This window comes from Streptomyces sp. NBC_00286 (genome assembly GCF_036173125.1).
Classification (GTDB): Bacteria; Actinomycetota; Actinomycetes; order Streptomycetales; family Streptomycetaceae; genus Streptomyces.
The window spans coordinates 7,785,217-7,808,336 of record NZ_CP108054.1 but is presented as its reverse complement, the minus strand read 5'-3'; the positions used below and the strand labels follow the sequence as shown (position 1 = coordinate 7,808,336).

19 protein-coding genes are annotated in these 23,120 nt (G+C 69.5%); 10 read left to right on the top strand and 9 right to left on the bottom strand.

Going from position 1 to position 23,120, the window contains the following annotated elements:
- Window positions 1-4: 4 nt before the first annotated feature.
- Genes hisB through hisD form a run of 3 tightly spaced genes read right to left on the bottom strand, consistent with a single transcriptional unit; the run spans window position 5 to window position 3,020 of the window.
- Window positions 5-598, bottom strand: coding sequence for an imidazoleglycerol-phosphate dehydratase HisB (gene hisB, locus OHT21_RS35235; protein ID WP_151479224.1), 594 nt, complete (start codon window positions 596-598; stop codon window positions 5-7).
- On the bottom strand, window positions 595-1,701 hold the full coding sequence (locus OHT21_RS35230; protein ID WP_328772308.1) for a histidinol-phosphate transaminase: 1,107 nt from the start codon (window positions 1,699-1,701) through the stop codon (window positions 595-597). Before OHT21_RS35230 ends, hisB begins: the two co-directional genes overlap by 4 nt.
- Window positions 1,698-3,020 carry a histidinol dehydrogenase gene (gene hisD / locus OHT21_RS35225; protein ID WP_328772307.1) on the bottom strand — a complete coding sequence of 441 codons (1,323 nt, stop codon included), beginning with the start codon at window positions 3,018-3,020 and terminating at the stop codon, window positions 1,698-1,700. Before hisD ends, OHT21_RS35230 begins: the two co-directional genes overlap by 4 nt.
- 174 nt (window positions 3,021-3,194) lie before the next feature.
- On the opposite strand from hisD, the gene OHT21_RS35220 reads away from it, so the two are divergent.
- The 4 genes from OHT21_RS35220 to ybaK all read left to right on the top strand — a co-directional run bounded on the left by OHT21_RS35220 (window position 3,195) and on the right by ybaK (window position 7,304).
- Window positions 3,195-4,787, top strand: coding sequence for an oxidoreductase (locus tag OHT21_RS35220; RefSeq protein WP_328772306.1), 1,593 nt, complete (start codon window positions 3,195-3,197; stop codon window positions 4,785-4,787).
- A gap of 202 nt (window positions 4,788-4,989) precedes the next feature.
- Window positions 4,990-6,036, top strand: coding sequence for a hypothetical protein (locus OHT21_RS35215; protein ID WP_328772305.1), 1,047 nt, complete (start codon window positions 4,990-4,992; stop codon window positions 6,034-6,036).
- Between the two features lie 11 nt (window positions 6,037-6,047).
- Window positions 6,048-6,788, top strand: a complete 741-nt coding sequence (locus tag OHT21_RS35210; RefSeq protein ID WP_328772304.1) for an LON peptidase substrate-binding domain-containing protein — start codon at window positions 6,048-6,050, stop codon at window positions 6,786-6,788.
- A gap of 12 nt (window positions 6,789-6,800) precedes the next feature.
- Entirely contained in the window at window positions 6,801-7,304 is a 504-nt protein-coding gene (gene ybaK, locus OHT21_RS35205) for a Cys-tRNA(Pro) deacylase (RefSeq protein WP_328772303.1), read from the top strand.
- 652 nt (window positions 7,305-7,956) lie between these two features.
- Here the strand turns inward: ybaK and OHT21_RS35200 are convergent.
- From OHT21_RS35200 to OHT21_RS35185, 4 genes are all read right to left on the bottom strand, one after another.
- Window positions 7,957-8,661 carry an AAA family ATPase gene (locus OHT21_RS35200; protein ID WP_328772302.1) on the bottom strand — a complete coding sequence of 235 codons (705 nt, stop codon included), beginning with the start codon at window positions 8,659-8,661 and terminating at the stop codon, window positions 7,957-7,959.
- Window positions 8,662-8,695: 34 nt separating this feature from the next.
- Complete coding sequence (locus OHT21_RS35195) at window positions 8,696-9,520, bottom strand: ABC transporter permease (protein ID WP_328772301.1); 825 nt, start codon at window positions 9,518-9,520, stop codon at window positions 8,696-8,698.
- 64 nt (window positions 9,521-9,584) lie between these two features.
- The gene (locus tag OHT21_RS35190) at window positions 9,585-10,616 is read right to left on the bottom strand and encodes an ABC transporter ATP-binding protein (protein WP_328772300.1); all 1,032 of its coding nucleotides are present in this window, start codon (window positions 10,614-10,616) and stop codon (window positions 9,585-9,587) included.
- Window positions 10,617-10,780: 164 nt separating this feature from the next.
- Window positions 10,781-12,001: an NYN domain-containing protein gene (locus OHT21_RS35185; protein WP_328772299.1), complete on the bottom strand. Its 1,221-nt coding sequence runs from the start codon at window positions 11,999-12,001 to the stop codon at window positions 10,781-10,783.
- A gap of 226 nt (window positions 12,002-12,227) precedes the next feature.
- On the opposite strand from OHT21_RS35185, the gene OHT21_RS35180 reads away from it, so the two are divergent.
- The gene (locus OHT21_RS35180; protein WP_328772298.1) at window positions 12,228-12,404 is read left to right on the top strand and encodes a hypothetical protein; all 177 of its coding nucleotides are present in this window, start codon (window positions 12,228-12,230) and stop codon (window positions 12,402-12,404) included.
- 132 nt (window positions 12,405-12,536) lie between these two features.
- On the opposite strand, the gene dnaE is transcribed toward OHT21_RS35180, so the two are convergent.
- On the bottom strand, window positions 12,537-16,076 hold the full coding sequence (gene dnaE, locus OHT21_RS35175) for a DNA polymerase III subunit alpha (RefSeq protein ID WP_328772297.1): 3,540 nt from the start codon (window positions 16,074-16,076) through the stop codon (window positions 12,537-12,539).
- Between the two features lie 271 nt (window positions 16,077-16,347).
- Here dnaE and OHT21_RS35170 point away from each other — a divergent pair, with 271 nt between their 5' ends.
- The 4 genes from OHT21_RS35170 (at window position 16,348) to OHT21_RS35155 (ending at window position 21,153) form a co-directional block, all read left to right on the top strand.
- Complete coding sequence (locus OHT21_RS35170) at window positions 16,348-17,676, top strand: DUF2252 domain-containing protein (RefSeq protein WP_328772296.1); 1,329 nt, start codon at window positions 16,348-16,350, stop codon at window positions 17,674-17,676.
- A gap of 76 nt (window positions 17,677-17,752) precedes the next feature.
- A complete protein-coding gene (locus OHT21_RS35165; RefSeq protein WP_328772295.1) occupies window positions 17,753-18,496 on the top strand; it encodes a hypothetical protein in 744 nt (247 codons plus the stop codon).
- A 56-nt stretch (window positions 18,497-18,552) separates the two neighbouring features.
- Complete coding sequence (locus OHT21_RS35160; RefSeq protein WP_328772294.1) at window positions 18,553-19,365, top strand: DsbA family protein; 813 nt, start codon at window positions 18,553-18,555, stop codon at window positions 19,363-19,365.
- A 105-nt stretch (window positions 19,366-19,470) separates the two neighbouring features.
- Window positions 19,471-21,153, top strand: a complete 1,683-nt coding sequence (locus OHT21_RS35155; RefSeq protein ID WP_328772293.1) for an alkaline phosphatase D family protein — start codon at window positions 19,471-19,473, stop codon at window positions 21,151-21,153.
- Window positions 21,154-21,181: 28 nt separating this feature from the next.
- On the opposite strand, the gene OHT21_RS35150 is transcribed toward OHT21_RS35155, so the two are convergent.
- Window positions 21,182-21,751 carry a dienelactone hydrolase family protein gene (locus OHT21_RS35150; protein ID WP_328772292.1) on the bottom strand — a complete coding sequence of 190 codons (570 nt, stop codon included), beginning with the start codon at window positions 21,749-21,751 and terminating at the stop codon, window positions 21,182-21,184.
- Window positions 21,752-21,868: 117 nt separating this feature from the next.
- Between OHT21_RS35150 and OHT21_RS35145 the strand changes: the two genes are divergently transcribed.
- Window positions 21,869-22,987 carry a mechanosensitive ion channel family protein gene (locus tag OHT21_RS35145; protein WP_328772291.1) on the top strand — a complete coding sequence of 373 codons (1,119 nt, stop codon included), beginning with the start codon at window positions 21,869-21,871 and terminating at the stop codon, window positions 22,985-22,987.
- Window positions 22,988-23,120 lie beyond the last annotated feature (133 nt).

Genomic DNA, 23,120 nt, shown 5'->3' with positions numbered 1-23,120 from the left:
GGCTTTACAGTGCGCCCTTCGTGGACGGAAGGATGCCGGCGGCCCGCGGGTCACGCTCGGAGGCGTAACGCAGCGCCCGCGCCAGCGCCTTGAACTGGCACTCCACGATGTGGTGCGCGTTGCGCCCGTAGGGCACGTGCACGTGCAGCGCGATCTGCGCCTGGGCGACGAAGGACTCCAGGATGTGCCGGGTCATCGTGGTGTCGTACTCGCCGATCATCGGAGCCATCTTCTCGGGCTCCGTGTGCACGAGGTAGGGGCGGCCGGAGAGGTCGACGGTCACCTGGGCGAGCGACTCGTCCAGCGGGACCGTGCAGTTGCCGAATCGATAAATCCCCACCTTGTCGCCGAGGGCCTGCTTGAAGGCCGCGCCCAGCGCCAGCGCCGTGTCCTCGATGGTGTGGTGCGAGTCGATGTGCAGATCGCCCTCGGTCTTCACGGTCAGGTCGAACAGACCGTGCCGGCCGAGCTGGTCGAGCATGTGGTCGTAGAAGCCGACTCCGGTCGACACATCGACCTTTCCGCTGCCGTCGAGGTCGATCTCGACGACGACGGACGTTTCCTTGGTATTCCGTTCGACACGGCCTACGCGGCTCATGCGTTCTGCTCCTTCTTGAGTTCACGTACCGCGTCGAGGAACGCGTCGTTCTCTTCGGGTGTACCGGCGCTGACCCGCAGCCACCCCGGTACGCCGTTGTCCCGGACCAGGACGCCCCGGTCGAGGATCTTCTGCCAGACCTCATGGGCGTCGGCGAACCGCCCGAACTGCACGAAGTTGGCGTCGGACTCGGTCACTTCGTAGCCGATCGCCCGCAGCTCGGCGACCAGCCGGTCCCGCTCGGCCTTCAGCTGCTCGACGTACTTCAGCAGCGTCTCGGTGTGCTCCAGGGCGGCGAGCGCGGTCGCCTGTGTGACCGCCGACAGGTGATACGGCAGCCGTACGAGCTGGACGGCGTCCACCACCGCCGGGTGCGCGGCGAGATAACCGAGCCGCAGCCCGGCCGCGCCGAACGCCTTCGACATGGTCCGCGAGACGACCAGATGCGGCCGGCCTTCGAGCAGCGGCAGCAGCGAGTCGCCGTGGCTGAACTCGATGTACGCCTCGTCCACGACCACCATGGACGGCTTCGCCGCGTGCGCGGCCTCGTACAGCGCGATGACCGTCTCGGGCGGAACGGCGTTGCCCGTGGGGTTGTTGGGGGTCGTGATGAAGACGACGTCCGGCCGGTGCTCGGCGATCGCCCGCTCGGCGGCGGCGAGGTCGACCGTGAAGTCGTCGTTGCGGGGGCCGGAGATCCAGCCGGTCCCCGTGCCGCGCGCGATCAGGCCGTGCATCGAGTACGAGGGCTCGAAGCCGATCGCCGTACGGCCCGGCCCGCCGAAGGTCTGCAGCAGTTGCTGGATGACTTCGTTCGAGCCGTTGGCCGCCCATACGTTCTCGAGGCCGACCGCGTACTTACCGGTGTCCGTCAGGTACTTGGCCAGTTCGGTGCGCAGCTCCACCGCGTCCCGGTCGGGGTAGCGGTTGAGGTTCCGGGCGGCCTCGCGCACCCGCTCGGCGATGCGCTCGACGAGGGGTTCGGGCAGCGGGTACGGGTTCTCGTTGGTGTTCAGGCGTACGGGGACGTCGAGTTGAGGCGCGCCGTAGGGGGACTTGCCGCGCAGCTCGTCCCGTACGGGGAGATCGTCGATACGCGTCACTTGCCCGGCACCTTCCACTCGAAGCGTGCCTTGATCGCGGCGCCATGCGCGGGCAGGTCCTCGGCCTCGGCAAGCGTCACCACGTGGTGCGCCACCTCGGCCAGCGCGTCGCGCGTGTAGTCGACGATGTGGATGCCGCGCAGGAAGGACTGGACGCTGAGCCCCGAGGAGTGGCAGGCGCAGCCGCCGGTCGGCAGGACGTGGTTGGAGCCGGCCGCGTAGTCGCCCAGTGAGACGGGCGCCCAGGGGCCGATGAAGATCGCGCCCGCGTTCGTCACACGGTCGGCCACCGCGGTGGCGTCGGCCGTCTGGATCTCCAGGTGCTCCGCGCCGTACGCGTTCACCACCCGCAGGCCCTCGTCCACGCCGGAGACCAGCACGATCGCGGACTGCCGGCCCGCAAGCGCCGGGGTGATCCGGTCCTCGATGTGCTTGGTGGCCGCGACCTGCGGCTCGAGCTCCTTCTCGACCGCGTCGGCCAGCGCCACGGAGTCCGTGACGAGGACGGCGGCCGCGAGCGGGTCGTGCTCGGCCTGGCTGATCAGGTCGGCGGCGACGTGCACCGGGTCGGCGGTCTCGTCCGCGAGGATCGCGATCTCGGTCGGGCCGGCCTCGGAGTCGATGCCGATGAGTCCCGTGAAGTACCGCTTGGCGGCGGCGACCCAGATGTTGCCGGGCCCGGTGACCATGTTGGCGGGCGGGCAGGACTCGGTGCCGTACGCGAACATCGCGACCGCGGTGGCGCCGCCGGCCGCGTACACCTCGTCGATGCCGAGCAGCGCGCAGGCCGCGAGGATCGTCGGGTGCGGGAGGCCGTTGAACTCGGCCTGGGCGGGCGAGGCGAGGGCTACGGAGCCGACGCCGGCCTCCTGCGCGGGCACGACATTCATGATCACGGAGGACGGGTACACCGACCGGCCGCCGGGCGCGTACAGGCCGACCCGCTCGACCGGCACCCACTTCTCGGTGACCGTGCCGCCGGGCACGACCTGGGTGGTGTGGCTGGTGCGGCGCTGCTCGCGGTGGACGATGCGGGCGCGGCGGATGGACTCCTCCAGGGCCGCGCGGACGGCGGGGTCGAGCTCTTCGAGGGCGCGGTCGAGCGCCGCGGCGGGCACCCGCACCTGGTCGAGCTTGACCCCGTCGAACTTCTCCGCGTAGTCGATCAGCGCCGCGTCGCCCCGATGATGCACGGCCTCGCAGATCGGACGCACCTTCTCCAGGGCGGCCGAGACGTCGAAGTCGGCTCGGGGCAGCAGGTCGCGCAGGGCGGGGCCCTCGGGGAGGGCGTCGCCGCGCAGATCGATTCGAGAGATCACGTGGCAATTCTCTCAGACGGGGATCGGCCGCCGGACGGCTGTATCAATCGCTGGGACGACACCCGAACCGACAGACCACCTTCACTCTGCGCGTTCAAATCGTCACTCAGAGGGCATCACATGAACAGCTGTACGAACGCTGAGTGGCACGAGTACCAGGGGAAGCAGGGGAACGTGACAGAGGGTGTCGGCATCCGGGACGGGGTCCGGGACGTGGATCCGCCAGAGGATCTCACCGCCGCCGAGACGGGAATGTGGCAGGCGTTCCGCAACGGCAGCATGTACGACCTGCGCACCGGGGACACCACCGCGGACGATCCGCACCGCGGCCGTCCATGGGGCCCGGAGCGGAGTGTGCGGGCCCGCGTCGTGGCCATGCTGCTGCTGAACGGGCCGCCCGCGCTGGACGGCCGCGTCTCGTCCCTGAAGCTGACCGGCATCCGGATCACCGGCGTACTCGATCTCGCGGGCGGCACGATCGTCCCGTATGTCGAGATGAATGGCTGCCGTTTCGAGAAGGAACTCCTGCTGCCGGAGACCCGGTTCACGACCGTGCGCCTGGTCGGCTGCTCGGTGCCGCGGCTCGAGGCGGCCCGGCTGCACACCGAGGGCGATCTGCATCTGCCGCGCTGCCGCTTCCACCACGGCGTACGCCTCACCGACGCGCACATCGGCACGGACCTGCTGCTCAACCAGGCCGTGGTCCACCGGGACCGGCACGGCCGCTCGATCACCGGCGACGGGATCACCGTCGGCCAGGACCTGCAGGCCGAAATGCTGGAATCCGACGGCGAGTTGAGCCTGCGCGGCGCCACGGTCGGCGTCTCGCTCAGTCTGCGCGGCAGCCGGCTGAAGAACCCGCACGACCGGCTGGCACTGAACGCCCCGCAGCTGACCGTGGAGCGCACGCTCTATATGACGCCCGCGGGCGTAGGCAATCCGCGGCAGACCAGCGGCAGGACTCCGGCGCGCGGGACGCGCGTGCAGCGGTTCGCGTGCGAGGGCGGGATCCGGCTGGACGACGGGCGGTTCGGGGACGCGGTGGACTTCGAGCAGGCCCGCTTCATCCTGAGGGACGACCAGGAGATATCGCTGCGCCGAGTGCAGGTTCCCGAGCTGCGCTTCCTCGGGGAGCGGCCGCGGCGCGGGCGGGTCGTGCTGTCCGGGGCCCGGGTCGTCAACCTCATGGACGCGGCGGCCAGTTGGCCGGGCGCGGGCCAGTTGCAGATGGGCGGCTTCCAGTACGAGAACCTCGTGCCGCGCGGCCCCTTCCCACTCGCCCGGCGCCTGGAGTGGGTGGCCGCCGCGACCCCCGAGTACAACCCGGAGCCGTACGAGCGGCTGGCGGCCGTACTGCGCGACGGCGGCGAGGAGGAGGACGCACGCGAGGTACTGCTCGCCAAGCAGCGCCACCGCCGCGAGTTCCTGCCGCCCGCGGCCAGGCTCTGGGGGTACGTACAGGACTGGACGGTGGCCTACGGGTACCGCCCCGGACGGGCCGCCCTATGGATGGCGGTGCTGTGGGCGGCGACTTCACTCGCCTTCCGCCACGCGGACCACCCACCGATCAAAACGGGCGAGCATCCCCCGTGGAACCCCTCCCTCTTCGCCCTGGACCTGCTCCTGCCCGTCATTGACCTCGGCCAAGTGGGCTACTGGCAGTTACACGGCGGCTGGCAGTGGCTGGCCGCCGCGGTGATCCTCCTCGGCTGGATCCTGGCAACAGCGGTAGCGGCAGGCGCGACACGGCTGCTCCGCCGGGGCTGAACCGTAATCTGAACGCGCACAACCATGGCCGCATTTCGACCGTCTTCGTACTGCAAGCATGACCGGTGCAGCAGGGCGCCCCGTAGGGGCGCGGGGCTGTGACATCTGCGGCTCCGCCGCGGGGCGCGACCAGCCACGAGGGACCCGCAGGCTTCGAAACCACATTGCCGGCGGAACGGCGCAAAGGGAGGTGCCACAAAGAATGGCACTGCTACGCGCGTTCATCCGTACCGCCCGGATGGCACGGAACACCTCCCCACTCGCCGCTGGTCTCCCCCGCGACGACGAGGTGCTGCTCGACGCCCCGGACGAGCGGCTCGCGCCGGCGCTGGTCGCCGCGGGCCGGGGCGAGTACGAGCCCGCGGCCAAGCTGCTCGCCACCACGCGGGAGGCCGCCGAGTGGGAGGACCGCGACCGGTACGCCACGCGTCTCGCCGCCTTCGCGCGCTCCCGCCCCGAATGGTTCGCACTGTGGCGCTACGCGGCCCCGCACGACCCCGATGCGCTGCTCGTCAAGGCCGAACTGGCGGTGTGCCAGGGCTGGGAGTCGCCGGCCCGTGCCGAACTGCTGCGCCAGGTCGCCCCGTTGGTCACAGCGGCCGCCGAGGCCGACCCGCGCGATCCGGTGCCGTGGCGGATCGCGCTGGACCACGCCCGGGGCACGAACGCGCCGCACACGGAGTTCGAGGAGCTGTGGGCCCAGGCCGTGCGCCGCTCCCCGCACCACTACGGCTGCCATGTGTCCGCCCTCCAGTACCTGTCCGCCGCCTGGTACGGCTCGCACCGCGAGTGCTTCGACTTCGCCGAGCGGGCCGCACAGGACGCGCTGCCGGGCTCCCTCGTCCAAGCACTCCCCGTGCGCGCGGCCTTCGCGTATCTGACCGAGGAGAGCGGCAGGTGCGCGGTGCCGCGCGAGCGCCTGGACGCGGCGGCCGATCTCGCGATCGCCCTGTCGCAGGAGTACGCGCCCGCCGACCCGTGGCCCGCCCAGGTCCGCAACCTGCTGATGTACGTGCTGATCCGGCTCGAACGCTGGGAGGACGCGCTGACGCAACTGCGCAGGATCGGGCCGTACGCCACCTCGTTTCCCTGGGACCGGATCTCGGACGATCCGCTCGGGCAGTTCCTCGAACTCCGGGACGGCGTACGGCTGGAGGTGGCCGCGCGCACGCCGTTACGGCTACGCAGAGCGGCGCCTCCGCGTCCACTGAGTGACCACGGCGAACCCGCCCATCCCGGCGACCATTAGGCTTTTGCGTCGTGACCACCGTCCGGCTGCCGCTCTTCCCCCTGAACTCGGTGCTGTTCCCGGGGCTCGTCCTGCCCCTGAACGTCTTCGAGGAGCGCTATCGCGCGATGATGCGCGAGTTGCTGAAGACTCCCGAGGACGAACCGCGCCGGTTCGCCGTCGTCGCCATCCGCGACGGCCACGAGGTCGCGCCGAGCGCTCCTGGGCTGCCGGACCAGACGGCCGTACCGGAGCGCGGGCCCGCGGCCGGTTTCGGCGACGATCCCGCGCAGGCCCTCCACAAGGTGGGCTGTATCGCGGATGCGGCGACCATCCGGGAACGGGCCGACGGCAGCTTCGAGGTACTGGCCACCGGGACGAGGCGCGTACGCCTGCTCTCGGTGGACGCCTCGGGCGCCTTCCTCACGGCTGAGCTGGAAGAGCTGGAGGAGGACCCGGGCGACGAGGCAGGGGCACTGGCCCAGGGAGTACTGAGGGCCTTCCGCCAGTACCAGAAGCGGCTGGCCGGGGCGCGCGAACGGTCCCTGTCGACGGGCGGCGAGTTGCCGGACGAGCCGTCCGTCGTCTCCTACCTGGTAGCGGCGGCGGCCATGCTGGACGTACCGGCGAAACAGCGCCTGCTCCAGGCCCCGGACACAGCGTCCCGCCTGCGCGAGGAGCTGAAATTGCTGCGCGCGGAGACGGCGATCATCCGTAACCTGCCCTCACTGCCCGCGACGGATCTGACCCGCGGGCCGACGAGTCTCAACTAAGGCTGGGTTCCGTTGGCGAAGAAGTCGAAGAAACAGCAGCAGTCCGGGGGCACGCCCGCGACGGTGGCGCTGACGGCGGCGGGAGTCGAGTACACCGTCCACGCGTACGAGCACGACCCCTCCCACCCGTCGTACGGCGAGGAGGCGGCCCAGGCGATGAACGTCTCCCCCGAGCGGGTCTTCAAGACCCTGGTGGCAGACGTCGACGGAGCCCTGACGGTCGCCGTTGTCCCGGTGGCAGGCTCCCTCGACCTCAAGGCCCTGGCCGCGGCGGTAGGCGGCAAACGCGCCACGATGGCCGACCCGGCGGCAGCGGAACGCACGACGGGCTACGTCCGCGGCGGCATCTCTCCCCTGGGCCAGCGCAAAAGGCTCCGCACGGTCCTGGACTCCTCGGCGTCGGCCCACTCCACAATCTGCGTCTCGGCGGGCCGCCGCGGCCTGGAAGTCGAACTCTCCCCCAACGACCTGACCAAGCTCACGGAAGCAACGTCGGCCCCGATCGCCCGAGCGTGACCACTCGACGAATGCCGCATTCTCGGCTAAACCGAAAACATGTCGAAGAAAACACGCAAGCGTAAATGGCGCACAAAGAAGGGCCGCTCAAACCATGGCCACAGGCCCGCGTAGGGACAAGGGCGGGCGGTAGCTACCGCTTGGGCGGCAGCTACCGCCCGCCCGCACTCACCTGAACTCGCCGCCTGCACTCTTCAGCCAAGCCAGCCGCAACCGGCCCGTCCGGCACTCGAGGACGAGGCCGCCAGGCCAGCGCGCCCGCCCACCTCAGCCACAATCAGCCCGTCTGGGGGCACCTCTGGGGGCTCCCCCAGAGGTATCTGGGGGAGGTAGCTGGGGGAGCTTGAGAACGAGGCCATTCAGCTCGGCTTGCCCGCCCACCCGCGCCCGTCAGCCCGCCCCAGCCACAATCAGCCCGTCCGGCGCTTGAGGACGAGGCCATTCAGGCCGACTCGCCCGCCCAACGCTCTTTCCCGCCCACCCCAGGCAAAACCAGCCCGTCCGGCGTTTGAGGACGAGGCCGCCAGACCGATTGCGGGGTCTGGGGCGGCAGCCCCAGCGGGGTCCAGGGGCCGAGCCCCTTGGTATGGGACGGGTAGGGGCGGCGGGGGCGAAAACCCGCGGCGCCCAGTCCCCCGCAACAAGCCTGCCCCTACGCCGGAGGCGCCCCGTACGGCCCCTCCTGATAAGGCTCCGGCTCAGGATCCCGCGGCCCAAACAACGCCGTCAGCCCCAGATGAACGACGAGCGCCCCCAACGACCACGCCAACAACGCCCCCTTAGCCCCAAGCTCCAGCGGCGCCGAGAAAGTAACCCCCCGCCCCACCTCCCGCGCATGCGCCGCCACATCCTGCGTAGGCCCAAGCCATATCCCCAGCCGCCAGGCAAGCAACGACCCGAGCACACCCCCGACCGTGAGCGCGACCACGATCGGAATCCCCCCACGCCGCCGCAGCACAAAAACCACCAGCGCACTGACCAGCCCAAACCCAAGCGCAAGCAGAGTGAACGTCCCGTCCACCCCGATGGCCTGCTCTCCCTCCGTGTCCTTGAGATAGACCGCGGACGAGTCCGAGACCAAGGGCACCTCAGGCGCAAGCCACCACCACAGCACCCCGAGCAACACCCCACCGACCGCCATCGCGAACACGATGACAGCGGCCTCCCGCACTTCGGTCTTCATCCCGGGACCGTCCTCCTGATAACCGACGGATCCGCCCGCACCAGCAGCGGCGGCGTACGGCGACGCCTGCCAGGCAGGGTGCGGCGACTGGTACTCCGGAGACTGCTGATCCGGGGCCGGCTGATCCGAAGAGGGACGATGCGGCGGCTGGGGCGGAGTAAACGGTGCGGTCACCCTGACATCGTGCCAGGCTCGGCTGTGGGCCGCGTCATCGGACGGCAGCCCGACGATAGGCCCAGGTCGCGACCGCCAGCGAGACCACCCCGACCCCCGCGCACACGGCAAGGTTCAGCACGACGACCCCCCAGTCGGGCTGTGCCCCGAAGGTCAGCCCGAGGGCCTCGACACCGTACGTGGACGGCACCAGATCACGCGCGTACTGGACGACGCCCGGCAACCGCTCCGCCGGCAGCACCCCGAGCAGCAGAGCCGCCGACATCCCCAACTGCCCGAGCAATGTGGCGAGTTCGGGCCGCGGCGCCAGCAGCCCGAGCGCGGCCCCGAGCCCCGCGAGGGCCGCGCCCGCGAGCGGGATCACGGCGGCGAGGATCCATAGATTCGCCATCGGCAGGCCGAACAGCATGCACCCGAAGACAGCGGTGACGACGGTCCCCGGCACGGTGAAGGAGGCGTACGCACCCGCCGCACCCAGCACCACGGCCGCCGGCGGCACCGGCAACGTCGCGTAATGATCGAGCCCACCGCTCGCCCGCAGCTGCCCGAAATACTGGGCGAGCAGGTTCAGCGCGACGAACGCGACGACGAGTACCGACGAGCCCGCCACCACGGCCCGCGCCTCACCTCCGCCGTCCACCACCCCGCGCATCAGGACCATGATCCCGATCGACTGGAAGGTGGCCACGAACAGCAGCGGAATCCGCGCGACCCGTGCCCGGGACAGCTGTGCCCGGTACACAGCGCACAGCGCGGGCCACAGCCGGGCACGCGGCCCGAGCTCGGCGGCTTCCTCCGCGACCGCGTCCCCGACGGGGAGGGCACGGCCCGGCAGGACCTCGGCGGGTACGACACTCACGTCGAGCGGCTCCTGTTCGCTTCAGCAGTCGTCCTGTTCCGTACGGCCCTGGAGGCCCGAACACTCACGCCTTGACCAACCCCCGTACATTTCCGGCGCTCCCGCCCAGCGCCAGATACACGTCCTCGAGGCTCGGTGTGGCGAGGGTGAAGTCGTCCAGGGCGGCGAACGCGGCCCCGCCGGTGACGGCGGCCACGGCCGCGCGGGCCTCCTCCGGGGCCAGGCGCAGCGCCCAGCGGCGCCCGGACTCTACGGCACGGTCGCGCAGCGCGGCGACCTCGGGAACGTCGAGGGGCGCGCGCTCGCGCCAGACAAGTTCGAGGCGCACCTCGCCCGCGACCTTTTCCTTCAACCCGGAGGGGGTGTCGCAGGCGATGACCCGGCCCTGGTCCATCACGGCGACACGGTCGAGAACCGTCTCGGCCTCGATGACGTTGTGGGTGACCAGCAGAACCGTCGTGCCGTTCTCGGCCCGGCGCCGGTCGACGGCGCCCCAGACGGCACGACGCGCGATCGGGTCCATACCGGCGGTCGGCTCGTCGAGCACCAGCAGCGGACGCTCACCCACGAGCGTGGCGGCGAAGCAGGCGAGCCGCCGTTGCCCGCCGGACAGCCGGCGCAGCGGCCGCGAGGCCAGTTCCGTGAGACCGAGCTCCTCGAGGACGGTGTCCCGCTCGGCCCGCGCGCTGCGCACATCGAGCCCGCGCAGCCGCCCGGTGGTCTCCGCGGCGAGCGACACCGTCAGCTCGTCGAGCGCGGTCGACTCCTGTCCGAGGTACGCGAGGATCCGCGCCGCCCGCTCGGGATGCCGCACGATGTCATGCCCGAGGATCTCGACGCTGCCGCGATCCGGACGCATCAGCCCGGTCAGCTGCCGTACGAGGGTGGACTTCCCGGCCCCGTTCGGCCCGAGCAGCCCGAAGATCTCACCACGCCGGATATCGATCCGTACGCCGTCGGTGGCCCGCACCTCTGGCGTCCCGGGTGCCCCGCGCCGTCCGCGCACCGCCGGATAGGTCTTGGTCAGATCCCGCACCGCGCACACGACATCCCCACCGTGCCCGTTCGGGGCTGTCTGTGCGGTGCGCGTACTCACGAGGGACGAGCCTACGGGGTCGCGAGCACCGATTTACGCCCGGGTCACTGCCCGAACCCCGTCAGGGGCGCGGGGCCGTGACATCTGCGGCTCCGCCGCGGGCCGCGACCAGCCACAACGAACCCGCAGTCGCGCACGACAGAACCCCCCGAGTTACTAGGCGCTTACTCCCCCGCGGGAGCGTGCTCCGCAGCGGTCCGCACATCGATCTCCCGCCAGAACCCGGCCCGGATCGCATACCGATCATGCTCATCGATCTGGTCGTCCTTGTGCGCGAGCAGCCCGAACCGCGCCGCGTACCGCAACAACTCCCCGTCGATCCGATGTGGCACCCGCGGATACATCGTGGACAGCTTCTGCAGATGCGCCGGGTCGGACAGCCGCCCCATCCAGCGCCGCGCGAACACCTGCCCCACCTCGTACGGATCCCCGCCCACCGTCGTGATGTCCTCCTCGCGGTCGGCCCACCGTTGCTCGGCCGTGGTGAGCTGCGCGAGCGTCGGCAGCGAGGCGGCGTCCGCGGACTCGGCGGCGCCGGGCCGGTCGACCCACCCCTTGTCGGACGACCACCGCAGCGTGGCGTTCGCGGGATGCTGGGCGGCCTGCGCACCGGGCGCCCCGGGCGCGCGCAACGCCGCCAGATCCTTCGGCGTCGGCACCCCCTTCGCGGGCCCCCGCTCCTGCGTGCCGTTCTCACTGGGCGCCGGCTGCGGATGCTGCGGCTCCCGCGCACTCCGCTCGCTCCCGGAGGACAGCCCGGACTCGGGCAGCGGCGCGGAGAGGATCGCGGCGATCTCGGGCCGCGGCGCGGGCGGCGGCGCGCAGATCCCGCCGAACTCCTTGGCCCGTACGGCCTTGGTGATCCACGTCCGGTCCAGTACGCGGCGCTCGTCGGCCTCCGCGACCAGGTCCTCGGACTGGTTGTAGTCGCCGTCGGCTGCCTGCACCGCCCACAGGTGTACGGCGACGCCGTGCTCCTTGGCGGCCATCATGCCCGGCAGCAGATCCCCGTCACCGGTCACCAGGACCACGTCGGAGCAGGCCCTGTTGCGCGCCAGCTCGGTGAGTTCGGCGTGCATGGCAGCGTCGACGCCCTTCTGCGCCCACCGCCCGTCACTGCGGGTCAACGCCCCCAGACGTACGGTAACCCGTGGCATCACACGCAGCCTGCGGTGCTCGGGCTGCGGCACGCGGTCGGGGGCGCCGTCGAACCAGTAGATGCGCAACAGGGGCCGTTCCGTGTCGGACTCGGCGCGCTCGCGCAGCCCCTGGATCAGGGCGGCGTGGTCGACGGTGATCCGGGACCTCGAAGGCTCCCCGGCGAGAAGACTGGCGGCGGCCCCGAGCAGATACCCGGCGTCCACCAGGACGATGCAGCGGTCCACGCGATCCACCCTCTTTCCGGGAGGTTTGCTTCGGGCTTCCTTCGAGTCTGCCCGACTGCGCGGAGGTTAACGGCCGGAACTCGATCTTCGGCGTGGCGCATCTGAGGTTCACCCTCCGACAGGCCTTACTACGCACAGTAATTCTCTGACATGCGCGGCTTCTACGCCTATGTGAATCTGATCCCGATCCTGACCCCTAGGCAATCCCAACAGGAGGCAGATCACCATGGCCAAGAACAAGAACCGCAAGCAGACCCGCCCGAAGCAGCGCGGTACGCAGGATCAAGCCCGGCGCGGGACCGAGGAGTTGGCGTCCACGGCCGAGCAGACCGAACCAGCGGCAAGCACCACCCAGTTCGCCTCCGGCGGCGGCAAGCGGCGGAAGAAGTTCGGCCACAACTGAGCGGCCTAGGGGCGGCACAGGGCGAGAGGGGCGCACCCAGATCGGGGGCGCCCCTCGTCGTTTCCGTACGCGGCGGTGCGTACGCGCTGTCGCGTACGCCGTGTTCCGTACGTCGTTTCCCTACGCGTCTGCTCAGCCGGCCAGGCAGGACGGGCCGAGCAGGACCTTCAAGTCCCCGAAGAGCGCCGGGTCCGGCTTCACGCGGTGGCGGTCGAGCCGTAGCACCGTCGTCTTGCGCGGGCCCTGGAGTTTGATGCGTACCTCGCTGTCGCCCTTGTGATGGCTGAGGATCTCGCCGAGCCGGCTGACCATGGGCGGGGTGACCTTCAGGGCTGGAATCGTCAGGATGACGGGGGCGTTGGTGCCCGCGTTCGACAGATCCGGGACCTGGAGTTCCATGGCGACGAGGCGGGGTACGTCCTCGCGTTTGTCGAGGCGTCCCTTGACGAACACCACGGCGTCCTCGACGAGTTGAGTGGACACCAACTGGTAGGTGGCCGGGAAGAACATGCACTCCAGGGAGCCGGCCAGGTCCTCGACGGTGGCGATGGCCCAGGCGTTGCCTTGCTTGGTCATCTTGCGCTGGAGGCCGGAGATGATGCCGCCGATGGTGACGACCGCGCCGTCGCCGAAGTCGCCGCCGGTGAGCTGGGCGATGCCGGCGTCGGCCTTGTCGGACAGCACGTGCTCCAGGCCGAACAGCGGGTGGTCGGAGACGTACAGGCCGAGCATCTCCCGTTCCTGGGCGAGCAGGTAGGCCTTGTCCCACTCCTCGTCGGTGAAGGTGACGTCCATGCCGAAGCCTGGTTCTTCGGCGCTGTCGTCGCCCATGCCGCCGAAGAGGTCGAACTGGCCCTCGGCTTCCTTGCGTTTGACCTGCACCACGTTGTCGATCATCGGCTCGAACTGGGCGGTCAGCCCCTTGCGGGTGTGGCCCATGGTGTCGAAGGCGCCGGCCTTGATCAGTGATTCGGTGGTGCGCTTATTGCAGACGACGGCCTCGACCTTGTCGAGGTAGTCGGGGAAGGAGGCGTACTTCCCCTTCTCCTTGCGCGAGCGGATGATCGACTCCACCACGTTCGTGCCGACGTTACGGACGGCCGAGAGGCCGAAGAGGATCACGTCGTCACCCTGGGCGGCGAAGTTGGACATCGACTCGTTGACGTTCGGCGGCAGCACCTTGATGCCCATGCGGCGGCATTCGTTCAGGTAGACGGCCGACTTGTCCTTGTCGTCCTTGACCGAGGTGAGCAGCGCGGCCATGTACTCGGCGGGGTAGTTCGCCTTCAGATACGCCGTCCAGTACGAGACAAGTCCGTACGCGGCGGAGTGGGCCTTGTTGAACGCGTAGCCGGCGAACGGGACCAGCACGTCCCACAGTGCCTGGATCGCCTCGTCGCTGTAGCCGTTCTTGCGGGCGCCCGCCTGGAAGAGGACGAAGTTCTTCGCCAGCTCGTCGGGCTTCTTCTTGCCCATCACCCGGCGCAGGATGTCGGCCTCGCCGAGCGAGTACCCAGCGATGATCTGGGCGGCCTTCTGCACCTGCTCCTGGTAGACGATCAGGCCGTAGGTGACCGCCAGGACCTCCTCGAGGGGCTCTTCGAGCTCCTTGTGGATCGGTGTGATCTCCTGGCGGCCGTTCTTGCGCTCCGCGTAGTTGATGTGCGAGTTCATGCCCATGGGGCCCGGCCGGTAGAGGGCCGAGACGGCGGAGATGTCCTCGAAGTTGTCGGGCTGCATCTGGCGGAGCAGCGAGCGCATCGGGCCGCCGTCGAACTGGAAGACGCCGAGGGTGTCACCGCGGCAGAGCAGTTCGAAGGTCTTGGGGTCGTCCAGCGAAAGGGAGAGCATCTCCAGGTCGATGCCCTTGTTGGCCTTCACCATCTTGATGGCGTCGTCCATGATCGTGAGGTTGCGCAGGCCCAGGAAGTCCATCTTCAGCAGGCCGAGCGACTCGCACTGGGGGTAGTCCCACTGGGTGATGGTCACCCCGTCGGTGTGCCGCACCCAGATCGGGGCGTGGTCGACGATGGGCTCGCTGGACATGATCACGCCGGCCGCGTGCACACCCATCTGCCGGACCAGGCCCTCGACGCCCTTGGCGGTGTCGATGACCTTCTTCACATCCGGCTCGTTCTCGTACATCGACCGGATCTCGCCCGCCTCGTTGTAGCGGGGGTGCGAGGGGTCGGTGATGCCGTTCAGGTCGATGCCCTTGCCGAGCACGTCGGCGGGCATCGCCTTGGTGAGCCGGTCGCCCATCGCGTACGGATAGCCCAGTACGCGCGCGGAGTCCTTGATCGCGTTCTTCGCCTTGATCTTGCCGTACGTGCCGATCATGGCGACCTTGTCGGCGCCGTACTTCTCCGTCACATAGCGGATCACCTCGACGCGCCTGCGCTCGTCGAAGTCGATGTCGACATCGGGCATGGAGACACGCTCGGGGTTGAGGAACCGCTCGAAGATCAGACCGTGCGGGATCGGGTCGAGGTCGGTGATGCCCATGGCGTACGCGACGATCGAGCCGGCCGCGGAACCACGACCCGGACCGACCGCGATGCCCTGCTTCTTGGCCCACATGATGAAGTCGGCGACCACCAGGAAGTACCCCGGGAACCCCATCTGGATGATGACGTCCATCTCGTACTCGGCCTGCTTCTGCCGGTCCTCCGGGACGCCGCCGGGGAAACGGCGCTCCATGCCCCGGCGCACCTCCTCCTGGAACCAGGTGACCTCGGTGTAGCCCTCGGGGATCTCGAACTTGGGCATGAGGTTCTTGGCCTCGAACATGCCGGTGGTGTCGATCTGCTCGGCCACCAGCAGTGTGTTCGCACACCCCTGCTGCCAGGCATCCGAGGAGTCGATGGCGTACATCTCGTCGGTCGACTTCAGGTAGTAGCCGGTGCCGTCGAACTTGAAGCGGTCCGGATCCGAGACGTTCTTGCCGGTCTGGATGCACAGGAGGGCGTCGTGCGCGGCCGCCTCGTGCGGGTACGTGTAGTGCGAGTCATTGGTCACCAGCGGCGGAATGCCCAGCTTCTTGCCGATCTCCAACAGCCCGTCCCGCACCCTGCGCTCGATCTCGATGCCGTGGTCCATCAGCTCCAGGAAGTACCGGTCCTTGCCGAAGATGTCCTGGTACTCGGCGGCCGCCTTCAGCGCCTCGTCGAACTGGCCGAGCCGCAACCGGGTCTGCAACTCCCCCGAAGGACACCCGGTGGAGGCGATCAGCCCCTCCGACCACTGGGAGATGGTCTCCTTGTCCATCCGTGGCCACTTCTGCAGCCAGCCCTCCGCATACGCGTCCGAGGACAGCTTGAACAGGTTGTGCAGCCCGGTCTTGTTCGCCGCCCAGATCGTCTTGTGCGTGTAGCCACCGGAGCCGGAGACGTCGTCCCGCTTCTGGTGCGGCTGGCCCCACTGGATCTTCCGCTTGTTGCGCCGCGACTCCGGCGCCACATACGCCTCGATGCCGATGATCGGCGTGACGCCGGCCTTCTTGGCGGAGTGGAAGAAGTCGTACGCCCCGTGCAGGTTGCCGTGGTCGGACATGGCGATGTGCGTCATGCCCATCTCGTTGCACGCTTCGAACATGTCCTTCAGCCGCGCGGCACCGTCCAGCAGCGAGTACTGGGTGTGGACGTGCAGGTGCGTGAACGGCGGCTTTGACACGGTTTCGGCCTCCAAGAAGAACGGCTGGCAACAGGCTGCGGACAGTCTGGGGTCAGCGTCGAAGTCTATGCCTCGGCACTGACAATTTGAGTGGAACACTGTGGCGCGAAGCGCCTCGATGAGGGGTGGTGGTCGGGCGACGGGCGGGCCCCCATCGCGTACGTTCACATGCGGAGAACGGGCACTCCCGCGTACCTTCGTCCGTTGGAAGAGGACGGGCGATTTCCGTCCCACTTGTCATGCGTCACCCTGCACCTGGAGGCACCCCGCGATGTCGGATCCGCAGCTCAGCGCCGAGCAACGCGGCGAACAGATCCTCGCCGTCTTCGACACCGCCTTCGGCGAGTTGCTGGCCGCCGACCCGGCCGCGTTCCGCGTGAAGTTCCGGAAAATGGCGGCCTCGGCGTTCGCGTTCTACCGCGGCACGGCGTGCCTCTTCTACTACGACCTGGAGCAGGAGAAGCGGGGCGGACCGTACCTCGATGAGCGCACCTCGCGCGTGTGGATCCACGGCGACCTGCACGCCGAGAACTTCGGCACGTACATGGACGCCCAGGGCCGCCTGATCTTCAACGTCAACGACTTCGACGAGGCGTACGTCGGCCCCTTCACCTGGGACCTCAAGCGCCTCGCCGCCTCCGTGGCGCTGATCGGATACGCGAAGGCGCTCAGCGACGAGCAGATCACCGAGCTGGTACGGATCTACGCGGCCTCGTACCGCGACCGGATCCACGCCCTCGCTACGGGCGCCAAGAGCGACGAAGTGCCGCCCTTCACACTGGACACCGCCCAGGGCCCGCTCCTGGACGCGCTGCGGGACGCCCGCTCGCTGACCCGCTTCGGGCTGCTCGAGTCGATGACGGAGATCCGCGACTTCGAGCGCCGCTTCGCGCCCGGTGGCGGCTCCATCGAGCTGGACGCGGCCACGCGGTACAAGGTGCTCGCGGCCTTCGACGGCTATCTGGAGACGCTGCCGGAGGCCTCCCTGGCCCGCCCGGACTCGTATCGCGTGAAGGACGTCGTGGGCCGCCGCGGCATCGGCATCGGCTCGGCCGGTCTCCCCTCGTACAACATCCTTCTGGAGGGCGCCACGGACGCCCTCGAGAACGATGTGGTGATCTACATCAAGCAGGCCCAGACCCCGGCCGTCTCCCGGCACATCACGGACCCGGCGATCCGCGAGTACTTCCAGCACGAGGGCCACCGCACGGTGATCTCGCAGCGCGCCCTCCAGGCGCACGCGGACCCGTGGCTCGGCTGGACCGAGCTGGACGGCTCGGGCCAGCTGGTCGCCGAGGTGTCGCCGTACGCGGTGGACCTGGACTGGGGTGATATCGACGACCCGGAGGAGATCGCGGCGGTCGTCGCCGACCTGGGGCGGGCCACGGCCACCATGCACGCGGCGGCGGACGACGAGAGCGGCCACTCCGAGCTGGTGCCGTTCTCCACGGAGCGGGCCATCGACGCCGCGATCGCGGCGGACGAGTCCGCCTTCGGGGACCTCCTGGTGGACTTCGCCCACGCGTACGGCGCACGCGCGCGTGCCGACCACCAGATCTTCGTGGACCTGTTCCGCAACGGACGGATTCCGGGGCTGTAGACCGGTGACCGACCGCTCACACACAGGGAGTTTTTAGAGCTTCCTTACGGGAGTACGTGCCACACTCTCCACTGCTATGGACATATCCGGGACCCAGCTGAGAGCCGTACGCGCGGCACTGTTCACGGCACTCGTCGTGACACTGTCCGTCGCGTCGCACGTGCTGCTGTCCCGGGCTCCGCTGCCGCTGGCCACCGTGGCCGCGCTCACGGCCGCCGTCTTCGTCATCGCGTACGCGCTGGCAGGCCACGAGCGCGGCTTCGGGCGGATCGCCGCCCTGCTGATCCCGCTGGAGCTGGCGGCCGACACGCTGTTCACAGCGGGCCAGCACGCCTGTTACGGCAGGGCGGGCGGCCCGGTGGCGGGCCCGCTGCGGTCGGTCGGCCTCGACTTCCTGTGCTCCGGGGAGGTCGGCACTCCGCTGGCACAATTCAGCGGGGGCGGCGCGCAGCGCCTCTATGAGGGGCGGTGGTCGGGTGACGGGTGGGCACGGGAAGGCGACGGCGCCGCCGCGCTTCTCGCCCACGCCGATCCGGCCGCCGCCTGGCTGCTGCTCGCCGCACACGTCGGCGTCGGCCTCCTCGCGGCCGCCTGGCTGCGGCGCGGAGAGCGGGCCCTGGCCCAACTCCTGTGCGCGGCCGTCGCGTCCACCTTCCGGCCGCTGCTGCTCGCCGTTGCCACGGTGACCGTGCGGCCCGCGCGCGTACCCCGGCTCCCGCGCCCCGTGCGGCGCCCGATCGCGCCCCGCAGCCACTTCTTCGTGCACTCCCTGGGACGGCGTGGACCGCCGTGCTCGCTTGTTCCCGCCCACGTGGCGTGAACCGCAGCTGAGCACAGCAGTCCACATCCCCATGCCTTCACACGGAGAAAACGATCATGAGCAAGAGGAACAGCCAGTCGGCGAAGACGGCGGCCCGTGAGCGGCTGCGCGCCGAACGCGAGCGCCAGGCCAAGCGCGCCAAGATCAAGCGGCAGGTCATCGTCGCCTGCTCCGTCGTCGGCGTTCTCGCGGCGGCCGGCGGCATCAGCTACGCCGTCGTCCAGGGCAACAAGCCCGGCCACTGGGAGGCCGCGCAGGACGCCAAGCTCGTCAAGCCGGCCCACACCAGCGGCAAGAACGGCACGACCGTCGTCATCGGCAAGAGCAGCGCCAAGAAGACCCTGGAGATGTACGAGGACCCGCGCTGCCCGGTCTGTGCCCAGTTCGAGCAGGCGGTCGGCCCCACGGTCGACAAGGGCATCGAGGACGGGACGTACAAGGTCCAGTTCATCGGCGCCACGTTCATCGATGACAGCACCCGGGGCGAGGGCTCCAAAAACGCGCTCAGCGCGATGGGCGCCGCCTTGAACGTGAGCACGGACGCCTTCCTGCAGTACAAGGCCGCGCTGTACTCGGCGAAGTACCACCCCGAGGAGAGCCAGGACAAGTTCAAGGACGACGCGTACCTGATCGAGGTGGCCAACACCGTCGAAGCCCTCAAGAACAACAAGAAGTTCCAGACGGCGGTGGAGAACGGCACCTACGACAAGTGGGCGCTGCTCATGTCGGAGAAGTTCGACGACAGCGGTGTCACGGGCACGCCGACGCTGGAGATGGACGGCAAGAAGCTCACCGGCTCCGACGGCAAGAACACCCCGATGACCCCCGCCGACTTCCAGGCGGCGATCAACAAGGCACTGGCGGCCTGAGCCGACAGAGAGCGCTCAAGGCTTGAGCGAATCCGCGTCAAAGAGCGGGCGAACTTTCCGAGTTCGCCCGCTCTCGCCATGTACTGATCAGTAATCTGAGCGCCTGTGACCAGTCGCATCAGATCCCACACAGACCCCAATTCTCCCAAATCCGTCAACTCACCCGCCCCGCGCCGCCGTACGGTCGTCAAGGCGGCAGCCGCGACCGCCGCGCTCGCGGGTCCTCTCGCCGCCGCGATACCCGCCCGGGCCGCCGCCGAGGCCCCTGCCTTTCTGCACGGTGTCGCCTCCGGTGACCCGCTGCCCGACGGCGTCCTGCTGTGGACCCGGGTGACGCCCACACCGGAGGCCGTGCCCGGCTCCGGGCTCGGACCTGACGTCGAGGTGAGCTGGACCGTCGCCCTGGACAAGGCGTTCATGAACGTCGTCGCCAAGGGCTCCACCACCGCGTCCGCCGCCGCAGACCACACCGTCAAGGCGGACATACGCGGCCTGAAGCCCGCCACCGACTACTGGTTCCGCTTCTCCAGTGGCGCCACCGACTCCCCGGCCGCGCGTACCCGCACGGCCCCCGCCACCGACGCGGCCGTGCCCGGCATGCGCTTCGGCGTGGTGTCCTGCGCCAACTGGGAGGCCGGCCACTTCTCGGCGTACCGGCACCTGGCCGCGCGCGGCGACCTGGACGCCTGGCTGCATCTGGGCGACTACATCTACGAGTACGGCACAGGCGAATACGGGACACGCGGCACCGTCGTACGCCCGCACGCGCCCGCCCACGAGATCCTCACACTCGCCGACTACCGCACACGGCACGGCCGTTACAAAACCGACCCCGATCTTCAGTCACTGCATCAAGCAGCCCCCGTCATCGCCATCTGGGACGACCACGAGCTCGCCAACGACGCATGGTCGGGCGGCGCCGAGAACCACACCGAGGGCGCGGAGGGAACCTATGCGGCCCGCCAAGCGGCCGCCAAGCAGGCCTACTTCGAGTGGATGCCGGTCCGCCCGGCGGTCGAGGGCACGACCTATCGCCGGCTGCGGTTCGGCAAGCTGGCCGATCTCTCGCTACTCGACCTGCGGTCCTTCCGGTCGCAACAGGTGACGGTCGGCAACGGCGGCGTGGACGATCCGAACCGTACGCTCACGGGTCGGGCCCAACTCGACTGGCTGAAGGCGGGGTTGAGGGCATCCGACACCACCTGGCGGCTGGTCGGCAACTCGGTGATGATCGCGCCGTTCGCCATCGGCTCGCTCTCCGCCGAGATCCTGAAACCGCTCGCCAAGCTGCTGGGCCTGCCGCAGGAGGGTCTCGCCCTCAACACCGACCAGTGGGACGGCTACACCGACGACCGCCGCGAACTGCTCGCGCATCTTCGGAACAACGCCATCCGCAACACCGTCTTCCTCACCGGCGACATCCACATGGCCTGGGCCAACGACGTGCCGGTCAACGCCGGTACGTACCCCTTGTCCGCCTCCGCCGCCACCGAGTTCGTCGTCACCTCCGTCACCTCCGACAACCTGGACGACCTGGTCAAGGTCCCCGAAGGCACCATCTCGGCCGTCGCGGCTCCCGTGATCCGGGCCGCCAACCGGCATGTCCACTGGGTCGACACCGACCGGCACGGCTACGGCGTACTGGACCTCACCGCCGAGCGCGCACAGATGGACTACTACGTGCTCTCCGACCGCACGCGCGCCAACGCCACGGCGTCGTGGGCCCGTTCGTACCGCACGCGCAGCGGCACGCAGAAGGTCGAGCGGGTGCACGCGCCGGTGAACTGACCCTTCTTCTGCCCCTCACTTCCGTCGATCAGAGGCTGTCGAGGAAGCCGAGTGCCACCCGCCAGGTGGCCTCGGCCGCCTCCTTGTCGTAGTCCGGCAGGCCGGGATCCGTGTAGAGGTGACCGGCCCCCGCGTATCTGTGGACCTCCACGTCGGCGCCCGCCCTGCCCATCCGGAGATACCAGGCGGTCAGCCAGTCGTCGGGCTCGAAAGCGTCCGGTTCGGCCACGTGCAGCTGGACCGGCAGCTCGTCCACCGACGCGTTATCGGCGATGTCAGAGGTGCCGTGCAGCAGCAGGAGCCCTCGCGCCTTCTCGTCGCCGAGCGCCAGTGTCTGGGCGATGGCGGCGCCGAGGGAGAACCCGGCGTAGACGAGACCGCGCTCCGAGTAGGGCGCGGCGGCCAGGATCGCGCGCTTGAGCAGCTCGTCCACGCCTATCTCGTCCTTGAAGGCCCTTCCCTCCTCGACCGTCTCGAAGGTCCGCCCCTCGAAGAGGTCGGGCGTCCAGACCTCGTGTCCCGCCGCGCGCAGCCGGTCCGCCGCGTCGCGCACTGCGGGCCGCAGCCCATAGGTCGAGTGGAAGAGCATGATGTCCATGAGGCCATCGTGCCAGCCGGTACTGACAACGGCGCCGGACCGGAACTGGGGCCGAAACCGGGACCGGGGCTGGGACTACATGTTCATGGCGGGCCGCAGCCGGTTACCGTCGAGGGCATGGAGAACGTACTGCGCCCGCTGATCGTCGTCGGCGGCTCCGTCGTCCTCACCCTGGTGATCGGCTGGGCCGTGGACCGGCTGATGCGACGCATCGACGAAGCGCACAGCGAAACCCCGCTATGGGGCCTGCTGCGCCGCGCCCGCATCCCCTTCCAGGTCGTGCTGCTCACGGCCTTCCTGAGAGGCTCGTACGACCAGGCGCGGATCTTCCCGTCCTACTCCTCCGCGATCGGCCGGACCCTGACACTGGTACTCATCGGGTTCACCGCCTGGCTGATGGTGCGGATCGCGGCGGCGATCGTCGAGACGTCGTACGCCCGTTACGCGTCAGCCCACCGCGATCCGGCCCGGCTCCGCCGTGTACGGACCCAGGTGTCACTGATCATGCGCGTGGTCACGGCGATCGTCGGCGTAGTGGCGATCGCCGCGATGCTGTTCACCTTCCCCGCGATGCGGGCGGCCGGAGCCTCGCTGCTCGCCTCGGCGGGCATCCTCGGCATCGTCGCCGGTGTCGCCGCGCAGTCCACGCTCAGCAATCTCTTCGCGGGGCTGCAGATCGCCTTCGGCGACATGGTGCGGCTCGGCGACGTCGTGGTGGTGGACGGCGAATGGGGCACGGTCGACGAGATCACGCTGACGTTCCTGACCGTACGCACCTGGGACGAGCGCCGGATCACCATGCCGGTGTCGTACTTCACGTCCAAGCCCTTCGAGAACTGGTCCCGCGGCGGCGTCCAGATGACCGGAACGGTCTTCCTGCACGTCGACCACAGCGCGCCCCTGGAGGCGATGCGCGAGCGGCTCCGCGACATCCTGCGCGAGTGCCCGGCCTGGGACGGCCGCCACTACGACCTGACCGTCACCGACTCGACGCCCACCACCATGGAGCTGCGCGCCCTGGTGACCGCCAAGGACCCCGACGACCTGTGGACGGTCCGCGTCACGGTCCGCGAACATCTCCTCCGCTGGCTCACCGAACACCACCCATACGCACTCCCCCGCGTCAACACAGCCGACGCGATCCTCCCCCCGGCCTCCCCCCTGCCGGACGGCTCGCTACCGCGCACGAACCGGGGCCGCTTCCACGCTCCGCCGCGAACGGAACGCGCCCCTTAAGGGCCCTTAGGGGGCTGCCTCCGGCGGTTCGGGTTCGTTGTCGCCCCCCTGACAGGGTGCTCCGCCGGAGGGTCTTCAACTGTTGGCGGTTTTGCTGCGTTTTCCTGTGCGATTCGGGCGGTGCCGGTCGGCT